Here is a 14627-nt window from a genome sequence, read left to right as displayed (position 1 = left end):
TATGTTTACAGTTCTTTTCGCAGACGCGCAACCGGAATATTAAGCTGTTCCCTGTATTTGGCGATGGTCCGTCTAGCAATGTTATAGCCTTTTTCTTTTAAAAGTCCCACCAAAGCGTCGTCCGTTAAAGGTTTCCTTTTGCTTTCCGCGTTAATGATGTCCATCAGGTGGTTTTTAATTTCTTTTGTGGAAACTTCTTCGCCATCATCGTTGGTTAAAGAATCGGAGAAAAGATTTTTCAGGTACACAATTCCGTTCGGCGTATCGGCGTATTTGCTTTTTACGACGCGCGAAATCGTCGAAATATCGAAACCGGTAATGTCGGCAACATCTTTTAAAATCATCGGCTTTAAAGATTTGTCGTCACCCGTGATGAAATAGTTTTTCTGCAGTTTCACAATCGCAGAAATCGTTTGGAGCAAAGTGTTCTGTCTTTGATTAATCGCGTCGATGTACCATTTTGCGGCATCTAATTTCTGTTTGATGAAAAGTGCAGCCTGTTTGTGTTCGGCAGATTTTTTATCGTGAGAGTAAGTGGTTAAAATATCTTTGTACTCATCGGAGACGCGTAGCGATGGTGCGTTCTTGCTGTTCAGCGTTGGATGAACTTCCACGCCTTTTTCGCCATTGTCTTTCACATGAATAACGAAATCGGGAATAATCTCCTGATTAATTGTAATCGTCTGCGTATCGAAGTTTCCGCCGACTTTTGGGGAGAGTTTCGAAATAACTTCCAGAGCATCTTTCAGATCTTCTTCTTCAATATCGTATTTCTGAATAATTTTGTTGTAGTGCTTATTCGTTAAGGCATCGAACTGATTTCTCAAAATATTCGCGGCTAAAGTAACGGCTTTATCCGAACTTACTTTCTTCTCGATCTGCAGCAACAGACATTCCTGCAAACCTCTGGCACCAACACCGGGCGGATCCAGTTTCTGCACGTAGTTTTCCAGGATATCCTCAGCTTTTTCCTTCGTGGTATAAACGCCTAACGAGAAGGCCAGATCATCGACGATCTGCTTAATCTCGCGGCGAAGATAGCCGTCGTTATCAAGGTTTCCAATGATGTATTCGGCAATTACCAAATCATCACCATCCACATTAATAAGGCGGATTTGCTCCAAAAGATAATCGTACAGAGACTGACCCTCGGTTAGAAGGGATTGGTTATCGAACTCTTCGTCGTCCGCGGAATAATTGCTGGCGGTTGTTTTATACGCCGGTTCGTCATCAAAAATATATTCGTTCACATCGAAATCGGTATCGATGCTTTCGTTTCCTTCCTCTTCAAAAGCTTCGTCTGTGGAAGAAAAATCTTCTTCGTCTTTGGATTCCTCTGCTTTTTCCAGCGCCGGGTTTTCTTCCAACTCACGCTCCAGTTCTTCCTCAAATTCCAGTGTATGAAGCTGAATCAATTTCATGAGCTGAATTTGCTGAGGCGCCAGTTTCTGGCCGAGTCGCATTTGAAGGTTCTGTTTCAACATATTATGATGCTATTTCTCTAATTTTTTAACTTGAATTTAAGGTCTAATTTAACCTAAACATACGATATTTTTTAGAACTCCGCGTTATGAGGCGTTCTGGGGAAAGGGATGACGTCGCGAATGTTCGTCATTCCCGTCACGAAAAGAACCAGTCTTTCCAAACCAAGTCCGAAACCGGCATGCGGAACAGACCCGAATTTTCGCGTGTCCATATACCACCAAAGTTCCTCTTCATCAACGTTCATTACTTTCATTTTTTTCTTCAGCACATCGAATTTATCTTCCCGCTGCGATCCGCCAATGATTTCGCCAATTCCGGGGAAAAGAACGTCCATCGCGGCTACGGTTTTCCCGTCCTCGTTCAGTTTCATGTAGAAAGCTTTGATCTCTTTTGGGTAATCAAATAAAACCACAGGACTTTCAAAATGTTTCTCCACGAGGAAGCGTTCGTGCTCGCTCTGCAGATCGGCGCCCCATTCTTCAATAGGGAACTGGAATTTTCCTTTTTTATTTTCTTTTGAATTTTTCAGGATGTCGATGGCTTCAGTGTACGAAACTCTTTTGAACCGCTTCGCGATAACGTTCTCCAGTTTTTCGATCAGTCCTTCGGAAGCTCTGTCTTTCTCAGGTTTCTGCTTTTGCTCCTCGGCGAAGCGTTTGTCTAAAAATTCAAGATCATCTTTACAGTTTTCGAGAACGTAATTGATGACGTATTTTAGGAAATCTTCTGCGAGATCGATGTTGTCTTCTAAATTATTAAAGGCCACTTCGGGCTCCACCATCCAGAATTCCGCCAGGTGACGCGTTGTGTTGGAATTTTCTGCGCGGAAGGTCGGGCCGAAGGTGTAAACTCTGCCCAAGCCCATCATTGCGGTTTCCACGTTAAGTTGTCCGGAAACCGTTAAATTGGTTTTCTTGCCGAAAAAATCCTGTTCGAAATCGATGTCGCCGCTTTCGGTGCGCGGAATATTGTTAAGATCAAAGTTTGTAACGCCAAACATTTCTCCGGCCCCTTCTGCATCCGCGCCTGTAACGATAGGCGTGTTCATGTAGAAGAACTGGTTTTGGTTAAAAAACTGATGAATGGCAAAACTCACGGAACTTCTCACGCGGAAGATCGCGCTGAACAAATTGGTTCGAAAGCGCAAATGTGCCTGCTCGCGCAAAAGTTCTAAGGAATGTTTTTTGGGCTGAAGGATAGTTTTGTCGCGTTCTTCGGTAAAGTTATCGCCTAAAACGGTAATTTTTTTCGCGATGATTTCGATGCTCTGTCCCGCGCCCTGGCTCTCGACGACTTCGCCGACGATTTTTAAGGAAGCGGCGTTACTGATGTTTTTAAGGATTTCCTCATCAAACTTTTCGAAGTCGACGACAACCTGCAAATTATTGAGTGTGGAACCATCATTCAAAGCGATAAAACGGTTGGAGCGGAACGCCCGAACCCAGCCCTGAACGGTAATGTCGTGATGAAGTATTTTTTTATAATCGCCTAATAATTCTTTAATGGTCGTTCTCATTGCTAAATTGAAATTTTGATGGTCCGGGGAAACGTTGCTTATTTCCGCTTTTTCGTGAAATCAGTACATGCAAACTTACTAAAAAATGGCGTAATTTTTGATGCAGGCGGAAAAATTTATTAAAAGAATTTTGCTTAAATTAAAGCAGTTTTTAGGAGGGAACCGGAATCGCGACCGGACGTGTGCGGAACTTTTTTTGGCAAAGGTGCGCGGCAAAAAGCGTGAACACTTCGACAAGCTCAGTAATAATTCCAGACGGATGAAGTCGCCTAAAAAATAGGTTGAATACTACTCGTCTTTTTTTGAAGGAACCAGAAAAACGTCCATCAAACCTTCGGGCAATGCCATTTTGAGGAATTTTTCTTCTCTGTTAACTTCCAGAATCCAGTCTTTGATGATGGGAATTACGATCTGCGTGCCTGCTAAATTCAGCACGAAATAGTGTTGGCCGGTTTGGTCGTTAATGGACTCGATGATACCACAGCTTTTGCCGTCTTCTTCGCGGATCTCGAAGCCGATGACATCGTGGTAATAAAATTGGTTGCCGGTTAATTTTGGCAAGGTAGAAAGGGGCAGATAAACGTCCTTGCCCACGGCCTGATTGACAAGCGCTTCGGTAGAATTTTTGAAGGAGATAATAAGCGTTTCGCCCTTACTCCAGGATTGTTTTGCCACGAAAAAAGGAACCAATAATCCGTTGATGTCAACGAATATTGATTCCAGTTTGGTGTACATTTCAGGTTGGTCTGTATCCAGTTTCAAGAACACATTTCCCTGAAGACCGTGTCTGCGTGTGATTTTTCCTAAAAAATAGCAATCTTCTTTTCGCATCACGGTGTTTTTTTTTAAGCTTTTGCTTCGTCAGTTCCTTCTTCAGTTGCAGCTTCGTCGCTTCCTGTAATTTTCTCAGTAACGTTGGCTACGGTTTCTTTCACAGAATCTACAGCTCCTGCAACAGCAGCAGCGGCTCCGCCTAAAGTTTCGGCAACTGTTTCCACAGCTGTTTTTTCTTCTTTCGGTTCTTCAGCAGCTTCAGCAACGGGTGCTTTTGCAGCTTCCTCTTCCGCAGTTTTTGCGTCTTCGGCAGCTTTGACTTCTGCAGCTTTAGCATCGGCAGCAGCTTTTGCTTCTGCTTTTTTCGCATCTTCTTCTGCTTTCGCATCGGCTTCAACTTTGGCAGCAGCGTCTACTCTAGTTTGGTTTACTTTAGTTTCCGCATCAAGAGCAGCCTGTTTAGCTTCTTGTTTAGCTTTGCTCAAACCATCTTTTTTACCAAGAACCTGTTTTTCTTTTCCTTCTAACCAAGCGGCGAATTTTGTATCGGCTTCTGCCTGATCGAAAGCTCCTTTCGCTACTCCACCCTGTAAGTGTTTTTTGTAAAGAACTCCTTTGTAGGAAAGAATTGCACGGGCAGTATCGGTTGGCTGCGCTCCGTTGTTTAACCATTTTACAGCGGAATCGACGTTAAGTTCGATTACTGCAGGGTTAAGAACCGGATTGTAAGTACCGATTTTTTCGATGAATTTACCATCTCTACTTGCTCTTGCATCGGCAACTACGATGTGGAAAAAAGGTTTTCCTTTTTTACCGTGTCTTTGTAATCTGATTTTTACTGACATAAATGTTTGATTTTGTGGGAACTCGTCCCGATTGTTTATAAGGGTGCAAAGATAATCATTTTTTCCAATTCACCAATCGCTAAAACTGCATTTCTGATGGCGATCAGAAAAAAAACATTTAACAAAAGTTTTGTTTAAATGTTTACGTCGTGCAGAGATCTTTATTGAAAAAATACCATGATCAGGGCCAGCACAAATCCGATTCCTGCATAGATCATTCCGCGACGAAAAGCTTTGGATTTGAAATTGAACATCCAAAAAGAGGAGATCACAAAGAAAAACAAAACAAGACCAAACACGGTATTCAGGGAAGCATAGCGGTGGTTTGACGTGGATTTGTGCAACTCATTGAATTTTTCCAAAACGAAAGGCAGTTTCATTTTCGAATATTTTGCCTCGCCGGTTTTCGCGTTGTAGGTTCCGTTTTCGAAGGTTTTCAGGTCGCCGCCGCCGGGTTTAAATTCAACATTACGCATTTTGATCTCTTTCGCGAGTTCTTTATCGGTGAGATTGGGTTTCAAAACAATTTCCGTTTTATTTTCTTTTTTAAGAAAATTGGTGTCGCGGTAAATCAACAATACGCCGCTGATTGCATAAACGGCCATAATTCCCGCCGCGAAATAACCCAGATAGCGGTGGGTGATCCGCATGAATGATTTGGTGTCCTTAATTGCTGCCATAGTTTTCTGTTTTTTTATGAAAGGTTATTTGGTTTTCAACAAGAACAGCGGAAACCGAAGTTTCCACTGTTTATTCTAATAATTTAATTTGATATGAAGAAATTTTCTATTAGAGTTTGTATGTTAAGGTTACGTAGTAATTTCTCGGCGTAATCGGGTTTACGGAGTAGTTTTCGTGATAGTTGTACTCCACCGCATCGAAGAGGTTTCCCACTTTGGCCATGACCGAGAATTTCTTCCAGTCGTAACCTGCAGAAACCGCCGCTGTCACATAATCGCCGACGTCCAAAAACCGGGAGACGCCGTTTCTATCGTTCAAAGTTTTTTTCGTGTCGTTCCAACCCGCGATCCGGCCGCCCACGTAGTAAGCACTTGCGCCGAGTTTCAGACCTTTCACATAATTGGTAAAGGTATAAAAAACCGAGCCGTTCACCGTTGTTGAAGGCGTTCTAACCAATCTTTGATTTTCCACGTATCCAAAATCTGCAGGCGTATCCAGATAAACAGAATGATTGTATGAGGCTCCGGCGATAATCGACAGATTCGGATAAGGATTTCCGGTGATGTCTAATTCTACCCCTTGGCTGCGCATTTTACCGGCGAACTCTTTGAAATTCGAATCACTGTTTGGTAAGCCGTCTTTCATTTCCGCTGTCTGGTAAAAGTTTCGGTTTTCAATTTGGTAAAGGGAAAGGTTCAGTGCCACTGCATTGTTCCAGAAATTCTTTTTCATTCCGACTTCAAACTGATCGATGACAGAGGGCTTCAAAGACTCGCCGCTTACAGCATCCTGTCCTGTGTTTGCGGAAAATGAATTGGTATAGGTAGCAAATAACGATAAATTTTCGTTTGGCATATAAACCAAACCTCCTTTCGGGGAAAAGGCTCTGTCTAACGTCCCCGCCGTGTTCGCCGTAATATCCGTTGCAAAGGTTTTCTTTTCAGATTCTTTGTTCTCAATGTAGGACCATCTTAAACCGGCCAATACTTTAAATTTATCTGAAAGCTCAATATAATCCTGCGCATAAATCCCGAATCTTTGCGTCGGAATCCGGTTTCGGTCTCTTCTTTCGGCCGTTGGGATTGCGCCGGATGCCCAGGAAGAAGGATCATCCAGATAAATGGTTCCGTTGATACTTCCTTTGGTTCCGTATTGGGACTGAGAAAGATTGTACCCATACGAATCATTCGTTCCATAATCGCCATCGGTACCTACTAGAATTTTATGATTTACACTTCCTGTTTTCACCTCACCGTTTAAATTTATCTGCAAAGACGTGTAGTTCTGCTCAGCGTAAGTTCTGTTAACTGGTCTTTTCCAGGACAGTCGAGTAGCGTCGGGCGTTGCATAGCCCCACTGCACGCGTTCCGTAGAAAAATAATCTTTCGTATAATTTTGATAAGAAGCTACTGCGTTCAAAGTCCAAACATCATTAAACTGATGGTTAAATGTAATGCCAGCCGTGGCCTGTTCTACATTTTGAAATTGCCAGTCGGCACCCACAAAGGCATTTCTTGGCAAAAATGTATTTAAAGAGTAAGAATTATCTTTATTGGTAATGGATCCAATTCCGAAGTCGGGAGTGAAATCGTTTTTCAAGTAGTCAGCTTCCACAATCAACTGTGATTTTTCACCGATGTTAAAAAGAAAAGAAGGATTGAAGTAGTATTTTTCAGATTCAACAACATCACGGAAACTGTCGGCAGTTTCGTAGGCGCCATTAACCCGGAACGCCACTTTATCTGAAAGGGGACCGTAAAAATCCACCGTTGGTTTAAAAGTGTTCCAGCTTCCTGCGGAGAAACCGACACTGCCGCCGAAATCGAATCTCGGTTTTTTTGTGATCAAATTCACCACGCCGCCAGCAGCTACATTTCCGTAAAGCATGGCATTTCCACCTTTTAAAACCTCAACTCGCTCTAGACCGGAAACTTCCGGAAAAACACCGCTGTTTACTCTGGCGCCATTCTTAAAAATATTATCGTTTCCAAAATTAAATCCTCTGCCACCAAAACTGTCCTGCGAATTTCCCCGGGACGAGGTGATGTACAAACCGTTGACGTTCTGCAAAACTTCACTCAATTGTTTGGATTGCTGTTGCTCGATGATCTCGTGCGTAACGATGGCGACGGGCTGCGGATTTTCCATAATCGTTAAGTTCGATTTGGAGGAAAGCGGTTTAGCCATGTTCGGATTTCCCGTTTTGTGCAGATTAATATCTTCTATCTGCTGAATTCGAATAGTATCGCTTTCGGGCTTAAACTGCATTTGCGCGTTCACAGACGCAACGATCATTAAGGAGCCAAGAGCAATTATCTGTTTTTTCATAGAACGTTTTTATTTAGACTGAATTAAAATAACAGGGCAAAAGTAAAAAATGAATGATTAACAGACAAGTCTATTTTGAATTATTCTAAATAAAAAGATTCCGTATCGTTTAAGTAATTGAAAATGAACCGTATTCAAGGCAGGTGATTTTTATCACGTTTTTTGAGAATTCGAAATCCAGCAGCATTATTGCGATATCAGCAAGCGAAGTTTATGATACAGGCAATTTTAATCCTGAAGTTCGAGCCAACGCAGCTCCAGTTCCTGCAGTTTTTCCGAAATTGTTTCCAAACTTGTGGAGTAGGATGCGATCTTCGCGTAATCCGTTTCGTTGTTGAGTTTTTCTAAGATTTCGCCGCGCTCTTTTTCCAATTTCGGCATCTCCTTTTCGATGTCCTTTAATTCCTGCTGTTCTTTAAACGACAGCTTTTTAGTTGCAGAAGGAGCGGGCGCTGGAGCCGTTTCTTTTTTAATGGGCTCATGAACAATTTCTGCGGGGAGTTTTTTAGTCGAATCCTGCGATTTTTTCTCGCGGTATTCGGAGAAGGTTCCCACGAAATCTTTGATCACACCGTCACCTTCAAAGGCTAAAATGTGGTCCACTATACGGTCCATAAAATACCGGTCGTGAGAAACGATGATTAAACTGCCCTGAAAAGTGAGAAGAAAATTCTCTAAAACCGTCAACGTCGGTAAATCCAGGTCATTCGTCGGCTCATCAAAAATCAGAAAGTTGGGATTTTGGTAAAGCACGTGCATCAAATGCAGGCGTCTTTTTTCCCCGCCCGAGAGTTTCGAGATCGGCGCATACTGCGTTTGATCATCAAAAAGGAAAAGCCGCAAAAACTGGGAAGCAGAAATTGTTCTGCCGTTTGCCAACGGAAAATTTTCGGAAATATCTTTGATGAAGTCGATGACTCTTTGGTCTTCTTTATATTTTAAACCTTTCTGCGCGAAATAACCGAATTTAATGGTTTCGCCGGTTTCAATTTCTCCTTTGTCATAAGGTTCTAAGCCTTGAATAATATTTAAAAGTGTCGATTTTCCGGCACCGTTTTTCCCCACGATTCCCACTTTTTCGCCGCGCTGAAACTGATATGAGAAATCTTTCAGCAACAAATTGTCGCCGTAGCTTTTGCTGATGTTTTTCAGTTCCAAAATTTTCTGACCCAAACGTTTCATTTCGAAATCGAGTTCCAATTTATCTTTTCGCGTGTCGGTTTTTGCCACTTTTTCGGTTTCGTAGAAATCGCTTTGTCGGGATTTGGATTTGGTTGTACGTGCTTTGGGCTGACGGCGCATCCACTCCAACTCCTTCCTGTAGAGGTTTTGGGCTTTGTCGATGGTAGAATTCATGTTGTCTTCGCGAATGATCTTATTTTCCAAATAGGTTGCATAACTTCCATTGTGCACGTACAGATTAAAATCTTCGATCTCCCAGATAAAATCGCAAACCGCATCCAGAAAATACCGGTCATGCGTTACCAACAGCAAGGTTACCATGGCTTTAGACAGATAATTCTCCAGCCATTCCACCATATCCACATCGAGGTGATTCGTGGGTTCATCCATGATCAACAAAGTATGACGATGTTGCACGCTCGTCTCTACCAAAAGTTTCGCCAGTGCAACTCGTTTGATCTGGCCGCCCGAAAGCGTTTTCATTTTCGAAGTCAGATCCGTGATTTTCAGTTGACTCAAAATTTGACTCATTTCGTTTTCTAAATCCCAGGCTTCGTGAATTTCCATCTCGTTCAACGCTTTGTCCATATCGTCCGGATCTTCAGACAGTAAAGCATGGTGGTAATTTTTCAGGGCCATGATGGGTGCAGAATCAAGCGTCATCATAAATTCTTCTACATTCAACTCACCTTCAAAGTCGATTTCCTGATCGAACAAAACCACCTGAATATCTTTGTTAATAGAAACCGTGCCGGAATCGGCGATCTCTTTGCCCATCAAAATTTTAAGCAACGTCGATTTTCCGGAGCCGTTTTTAGCGACGATGGCAATTTTGTCGCCTTCGTTGATATGAAAAGTGATGTCCCGGAAAAGGGTTTTAACTCCGTAAGATTTCGTAAGGTTTTCGGCTGAAATGTAATTCATTATGTATAGGAATGATGATTTTTGGAAGGTGCAAAAGTACGGAAATTAAATGGGTCTTTTTATGAAAATGTATGTTCGGATGCCGACTGGTCATTTTTTAAAATTCAAAAAAAATATATTTCTTTGAAACGTGTGTCCAACACTTTTTTGTTATTCGTTAAACTGTGTTAAATCTTACCACTTTTCAGAAATTGGAATGTTTTCTGTATTAAAGCACGCAACCAAATTAAAAATAAATTACAATGGAAAATGACAAAGTAGTTAGCTTACTGAACGGTTTACTAACAAAAAATTACGACGCTGAAAAGGGATATAAAGAAGCCGGTGAGAAAATCGAGCACTCCACGTTGAGATCCTATTTCGAAAATCAAGCAAAAAACAGATATGATTTCGGTCATGAAATTAAAGCGTTAATTGCAAAATATGGTGGCGAACCGGACAAAGGAACGAGCGTTGCCGGTGATTTGCACAGAACGTGGATTGCTATTCGTGACGCTTTTACAGATGGCGACCAGGCAATTTACGATGAGTGTATTCGCGGAGAAGAAGCATTTTCTGAAGAGTACGCAGAAGTGCTGAACGACGAAGTAATTCCGCAGGACGTTAAAGAAGTAGTAAGAAAACAGAAAGAATCTGTGGACAAAGCACTGGCATCTTTGCGAACAATGGAAGATTTTTCTTCTAAATAAGATCCAAATTCTTATCTGAAAATTAAAAGAGATTTCAAATGGAATCTCTTTTTTTGTTTTAAAATTAATCGAGGGTCAATCTTTTCAGCGACCACAAGCTGCCGTTGTACACATTTAAGTCCACTTTGGTATTAATTCCACAGACGATTCCGTTTTCTGTGAACTGCCAGATTTCCCAATCCGAATTTGGCGAAGGTTGCGGCACATCGTTATAGTTCGCCAGCCAAATCGGATAATCCTCAAATTCTCCCTCCAGAAAATCTTTGTAATAATGGTAATAAGTGTAGATGATTGGTTTTTCGCCATACGTTTCTTCCACGATGCGACACCAAATTTTCAGATCTTCAATAAGTTTCTTTGTCGATTTTCGGCGCGGAATTTTTTCGATATCTAAAATTGGCGGCAGATCTCCCGATTCTAATTTTACATTGGCGAGAAAATTATTGGCCTGCATCACCGGATCTTCATCGGCCCGATAAAAATGATAGGCGCCCCGGATGAGGTTGTGCTTTTTCGAAAGATTCCAGAACTCCGCGAAATGGCGGTCCGCAGATTTGTTGCCCATTGTTGCGCGCAGCACCACAAATTCGATGGGAATTGCGCGGTTTCCGATACTTAAACTGTCCCACTTAATATCTTCTTTCCTTTGATAATGAGACATATCCATACCGAAGGTCTTGTCTGCATAATCGCCGATGATCTTGTTGATGCGGTTTTCTTCCTTTTCAGAATTCGAAAGCTTTTTATGCTCGAAACGGTTAAAATACATGGCGTAGTAAAAAGAAATCTTTTCCTTCAGATAAAATCCGGTTCCCAGCAGGGCAACGGCCAAAAAAAGGAGCAGAATCTCGCGGCGCAAAAGGAAATGCTTCCTGCGTTTCTTATGAATTTTTCGCGTCGTTTTTTTCTTGATTTTTCTTTTTGCCATGAAGGTGCAAAAATATCATTTAAAAGTGAAAGCGTTAATTTAAAGTTAAAAATATTTGGAAGGAAAGGTTGGCTTGATATATGAAATCGGTACACCTCAACATTAATATTTATCAAAATGAAAACGAAGTTATTATCACTAGCAGCAATAGTTTTATTTGCAGTCACAGTTTCTGCCCAAGAAGTAAAACAGGAAGTGAAAAAAGACGCAAAAGCCGTCGGAACCGCCGTAGAAAACGGTGCTGAATGGACGGGAAAAACCGCGAAAGATGGTGTTAAATGGACCGGCGAAACGGCAAAAAAAGGTGCGAAAGCAACCAAAAGAGGCGTGAAAAAAGCCGGCAAGTGGACGAAGAAAACCGCAAGGAAAGGCGGAGAAGCAGTAAAAGAAGGTTATGAAGACACGAAAGATTTTGTGAAAAAGGAAACAAAATAATTTCCATTCGCTTTCAAACAAACAAGAAAACCATGCGAATCGCATGGTTTTCTTTGTATAGTAATCTTAAGCGCCGTAGGGAATCCAGATGTTTTTAATTTCTGAGGCGTGTCTTAAAAATTCCGGGCCTTCGCCGTGGGATGGATTAAGCCAGTTTCGGTACTTGCCGAAATTTACCCAGGATCTTTTCATCGAATCGGTGGATAATAATTCGATATTTCTACTGCCTTCCTGCGTGCCAAAATACCAGATTCCTTCCACGTTATAATGTTTCGCAAGTTCCGCGGACAGCTCCTCTTTTGGTCCGGTAACAATATTTACGGTTCCTGCAGGAACATCGGAAGTTTCCAAGATCTGATAGAAATCGGTGGCAGAAAAGGGATGCGTCTCCGAAGGAACAACAACTACCCTGTTTCCCATCGCGATCGCAGGGATTACCGTCGAAATAAATCCTAAAAGGGGGTTTTCATCCGGACAGATGATTGCCATAACGCCGATCGCCTCCGGCATTGCTAAAGTGATCATTCGCTGTACGGTTGAATGCGCCGCCCCGTCATATTTGTCGGCATACGCTGCATACGTGTAAATTCTTTCGATGGATTTTTCCACTTCGTCCTGCGCAGATTCGAGAGACTGATTCGTCATTTCTACAATTCTTCCCGCAAACTCTTCCGCGCGGATGGCCAGGTTTTCCGCGATGTAGTAAAGCACCTGCGCCCTTGCGTGCCCCGTCATTCCGCCCCAGGATTTTTCTGCGTGTGCGGCTTCCACAGCGTTTCGGATATCCTTTCGGTTTCCTTCGGAAACTTCGCCAATATATTCGCCAAACGAATTTGTGATTTCCCTGCTGTAACCGCCGTCCGGCCGAGCCTGTTTTCCGCCGATATACATCTTGGTTGTACGGTCGATATCGGCCAAATTATTCTTTGTTTTCTTTGAAATTTTTGATTTTTCTGCTTTCGGAATTAGGGGTTCGGACGTAAATTCGGCTTCTACTTTCGGTTTCATGTATTCGTATAAACCTTCTTTACCACCTTCGCGGCCGAAACCGGATTCTCTGTAGCCGCCAAAACCCGCAGCAGCATCGAACTGATTCGTACAGTTCACCCAGACGCTTCCGGCTTTAATTTTCGGCGCGATGTCTAAAGCGAGATTGATATTTTCGGTCCAAACGCTGGAAGCCAAACCATATCTTGTGTTATTCGCCAAAGCGACGGCTTCGGAATGCGACCGGAAGGTCATGGCGACGAGCACCGGCCCGAAGATTTCTTCCTGCGCAATTACAGCACTTGTAGGGACATCGGTAAATAAAGTAGGCGGATAAAACCAGCCGTTTTCCGGAAGTTTATTTTTTGGCTGATAGATCGTACAGCCTTCATCAATTCCAATCTGAACCATATCTTTAATGGTTTTCAGCTGAATTGGATCGACGATGGAACCAATGTCAACAACTTTGTCCATTGGATCGCCGATGCGCAAATTTTCCATTCGGGCGCGAAGTTTTTTGTAAAAAACCTCAGAAACTGATTCCTGAACTAACAATCGGGAACCGGCGCAGCAAACCTGACCCTGGTTGAACCAGATCGCATCCACAATTCCTTCTACGGCAGAATCCAGATCTGCATCTTCGAAAACGATGAATGGTGATTTTCCGCCGAGTTCCAGCGATATTTTTTTGCCGCTTCCGGCGATGTTTGTTCTTAAAATTTTTCCCACTTTCGTGGAACCTGTGAAGGCTACTTTTTGAATATCGGGATGATTAACCAAAGCGGTTCCGGCAACGGCTCCGCGCCCCGTGATGATATTGACAACACCTTTTGGGAGGCCGACTTTTTCGCAGATCTCGGCGAAAAGCAGCGCGGTTAGCGAGGTATATTCCGCTGGTTTTAAAACAACGGTATTTCCCATAGCCAAAGCAGGCGCTACTTTCCAGGAAAGCATCATTAAAGGGAAATTCCACGGAATGATTTGTCCGACAACACCAACTTCCTGATAATCCCGGAATTCTGTGTCCATCAGTTTTGCCCAGCCTGCATGATGATAAAAATGCCGCGCGACAATCGGAATATCGATGTCGCGGGTTTCGCGAATGGGTTTTCCGTTGTCTAAAGTTTCTAAAACGGCAAAAAGTCTGGAGTGCTTTTGAATTTGCCGTGCGATGGCGTACAAATATTTCGCGCGTTCGAAGCCACCAATCGCTGCCCACGCAGGAAGCGCACTGTTTGCAGCCATAACGGCTTTGTCAATATCGGTTTCGTCGGCTTCGGCAATTTTGGCTAAAAACTCTTTATTAGAAGGATTATTGGAATCCATATAAGTTTTGGAATGTGGTTTTACCCATTCTCCGCCAATGAATAAGTCGAAACTTCTGTTATGATTTTCTAAGAATTCCACAGCGGAAGCTGCGCTTTCGGGAGCGGGACCATAAACCATGGTGTCGTATATTTCTTTGATTTCCATTATGTTGATTTGATAATGTGATGATTTATTTTGTGTTGATTTGGCTACATGTGTTTTTTAACGCAAAGGACGCAAAGATTTATTTCTAAAAGTGCTGCCTGTTTTAAGGGCGCAAAGGGGTTTCACTTAGCAAAGGGGTTAAAAATTCTGTCCTTTTCTTTTTTTATGATTTCTGCTTGTTTATGTTTTTAATGCAAACAACGCGAAGATTTATTTCTAAAAATGCTGCCTATTTTAAGGGTGCAAGGGCGTTTCACTTAGCAAAGGGTTGAAGAATATTTAAGGTGAGACTTCGGTTTAAAATTGGGTTTTTTTAAATTTTATTTTAAGGAATAAATTTTTATTTTCGGGCCGGCACTGCGCCCCGACCTGAGTGGAGC

Annotated in this window: 10 protein-coding genes and 1 pseudogene; 2 read left to right on the top strand and 9 right to left on the bottom strand. The window is 42.5% G+C overall.

Annotation, left to right across the window (positions count from 1 at the left end; all coding sequences use genetic code 11):
- Nucleotides 1–5 precede the first annotated feature (5 nt).
- The 7 genes and pseudogenes from rpoN to L0B70_RS08410 form a co-directional block, all read right to left on the bottom strand.
- The gene (gene rpoN, locus L0B70_RS08440) at nt 6–1484 is read right to left on the bottom strand and encodes an RNA polymerase factor sigma-54 (protein WP_235141379.1); all 1479 of its coding nucleotides are present in this window, start codon (nt 1482–1484) and stop codon (nt 6–8) included.
- A 71-nt stretch (nt 1485–1555) separates the two neighbouring features.
- The gene (asnS, locus tag L0B70_RS08435; RefSeq protein WP_235141378.1) at nt 1556–3001 is read right to left on the bottom strand and encodes an asparagine--tRNA ligase; all 1446 of its coding nucleotides are present in this window, start codon (nt 2999–3001) and stop codon (nt 1556–1558) included.
- Between the two features lie 288 nt (nt 3002–3289).
- On the bottom strand, nt 3290–3832 hold the full coding sequence (gene rimM, locus L0B70_RS08430) for a ribosome maturation factor RimM (protein WP_235141377.1): 543 nt from the start codon (nt 3830–3832) through the stop codon (nt 3290–3292).
- 227 nt (nt 3833–4059) lie between these two features.
- Nucleotides 4060–4620, bottom strand: a pseudogene (locus L0B70_RS08425) (30S ribosomal protein S16); the annotation flags it as partial.
- Nucleotides 4621–4781: 161 nt separating this feature from the next.
- A complete protein-coding gene (locus tag L0B70_RS08420; RefSeq protein ID WP_235141376.1) occupies nt 4782–5300 on the bottom strand; it encodes a hypothetical protein in 519 nt (172 codons plus the stop codon).
- Nucleotides 5301–5409: 109 nt separating this feature from the next.
- Complete coding sequence (locus tag L0B70_RS08415) at nt 5410–7629, bottom strand: TonB-dependent siderophore receptor (protein ID WP_235141375.1); 2220 nt, start codon at nt 7627–7629, stop codon at nt 5410–5412.
- Between the two features lie 228 nt (nt 7630–7857).
- Nucleotides 7858–9735 (bottom strand): ABC-F family ATP-binding cassette domain-containing protein, encoded by a 1878-nt coding sequence (locus L0B70_RS08410; protein ID WP_235141374.1) that lies wholly within the window; start codon nt 9733–9735, stop codon nt 7858–7860.
- A 242-nt stretch (nt 9736–9977) separates the two neighbouring features.
- Between L0B70_RS08410 and L0B70_RS08405 the strand changes: the two genes are divergently transcribed.
- Nucleotides 9978–10424, top strand: a complete 447-nt coding sequence (locus L0B70_RS08405; protein WP_235141373.1) for a PA2169 family four-helix-bundle protein — start codon at nt 9978–9980, stop codon at nt 10422–10424.
- Between the two features lie 64 nt (nt 10425–10488).
- On the opposite strand, the gene L0B70_RS08400 is transcribed toward L0B70_RS08405, so the two are convergent.
- A complete protein-coding gene (locus L0B70_RS08400) occupies nt 10489–11352 on the bottom strand; it encodes a glycoside hydrolase family 25 protein (protein WP_235141372.1) in 864 nt (287 codons plus the stop codon).
- A gap of 117 nt (nt 11353–11469) precedes the next feature.
- Here L0B70_RS08400 and L0B70_RS08395 point away from each other — a divergent pair, with 117 nt between their 5' ends.
- Complete coding sequence (locus L0B70_RS08395; RefSeq protein ID WP_235141371.1) at nt 11470–11787, top strand: hypothetical protein; 318 nt, start codon at nt 11470–11472, stop codon at nt 11785–11787.
- Nucleotides 11788–11853: 66 nt separating this feature from the next.
- Here L0B70_RS08395 and L0B70_RS08390 read toward each other — a convergent pair whose 3' ends face one another.
- Nucleotides 11854–14247 (bottom strand): aldehyde dehydrogenase family protein, encoded by a 2394-nt coding sequence (locus tag L0B70_RS08390; protein WP_235141370.1) that lies wholly within the window; start codon nt 14245–14247, stop codon nt 11854–11856.
- Between the last annotated feature and the right edge of the window lie 380 nt (nt 14248–14627).

Source organism: Kaistella sp. 97-N-M2 (assembly GCF_021513235.1).
In the GTDB taxonomy this organism is placed as follows: Bacteria; Bacteroidota; Bacteroidia; order Flavobacteriales; family Weeksellaceae; genus Kaistella.
This window is presented reverse-complemented; position numbering and strand designations above follow the sequence as displayed.

Excerpts from the sequence above, each read along its gene's own strand:
- rpoN (WP_235141379.1), bottom strand. The coding sequence starts at position 1,484 with ATGTTGAAACAGAACCTTCAAATGCGACTCGGCCAGAAACTGGCGCCT.
- asnS (WP_235141378.1), bottom strand. The coding sequence starts at position 3,001 with ATGAGAACGACCATTAAAGAATTATTAGGCGATTATAAAAAAATACTT.
- rimM (WP_235141377.1), bottom strand. The coding sequence starts at position 3,832 with ATGCGAAAAGAAGATTGCTATTTTTTAGGAAAAATCACACGCAGACAC.
- L0B70_RS08420 (WP_235141376.1), bottom strand. The coding sequence starts at position 5,300 with ATGGCAGCAATTAAGGACACCAAATCATTCATGCGGATCACCCACCGC.
- L0B70_RS08415 (WP_235141375.1), bottom strand. The coding sequence starts at position 7,629 with ATGAAAAAACAGATAATTGCTCTTGGCTCCTTAATGATCGTTGCGTCT.
- L0B70_RS08410 (WP_235141374.1), bottom strand. The coding sequence starts at position 9,735 with ATGAATTACATTTCAGCCGAAAACCTTACGAAATCTTACGGAGTTAAA.
- L0B70_RS08405 (WP_235141373.1), top strand. The coding sequence starts at position 9,978 with ATGGAAAATGACAAAGTAGTTAGCTTACTGAACGGTTTACTAACAAAA.
- L0B70_RS08400 (WP_235141372.1), bottom strand. The coding sequence starts at position 11,352 with ATGGCAAAAAGAAAAATCAAGAAAAAAACGACGCGAAAAATTCATAAG.
- L0B70_RS08395 (WP_235141371.1), top strand. The coding sequence starts at position 11,470 with ATGAAAACGAAGTTATTATCACTAGCAGCAATAGTTTTATTTGCAGTC.
- L0B70_RS08390 (WP_235141370.1), bottom strand. The coding sequence starts at position 14,247 with ATGGAAATCAAAGAAATATACGACACCATGGTTTATGGTCCCGCTCCC.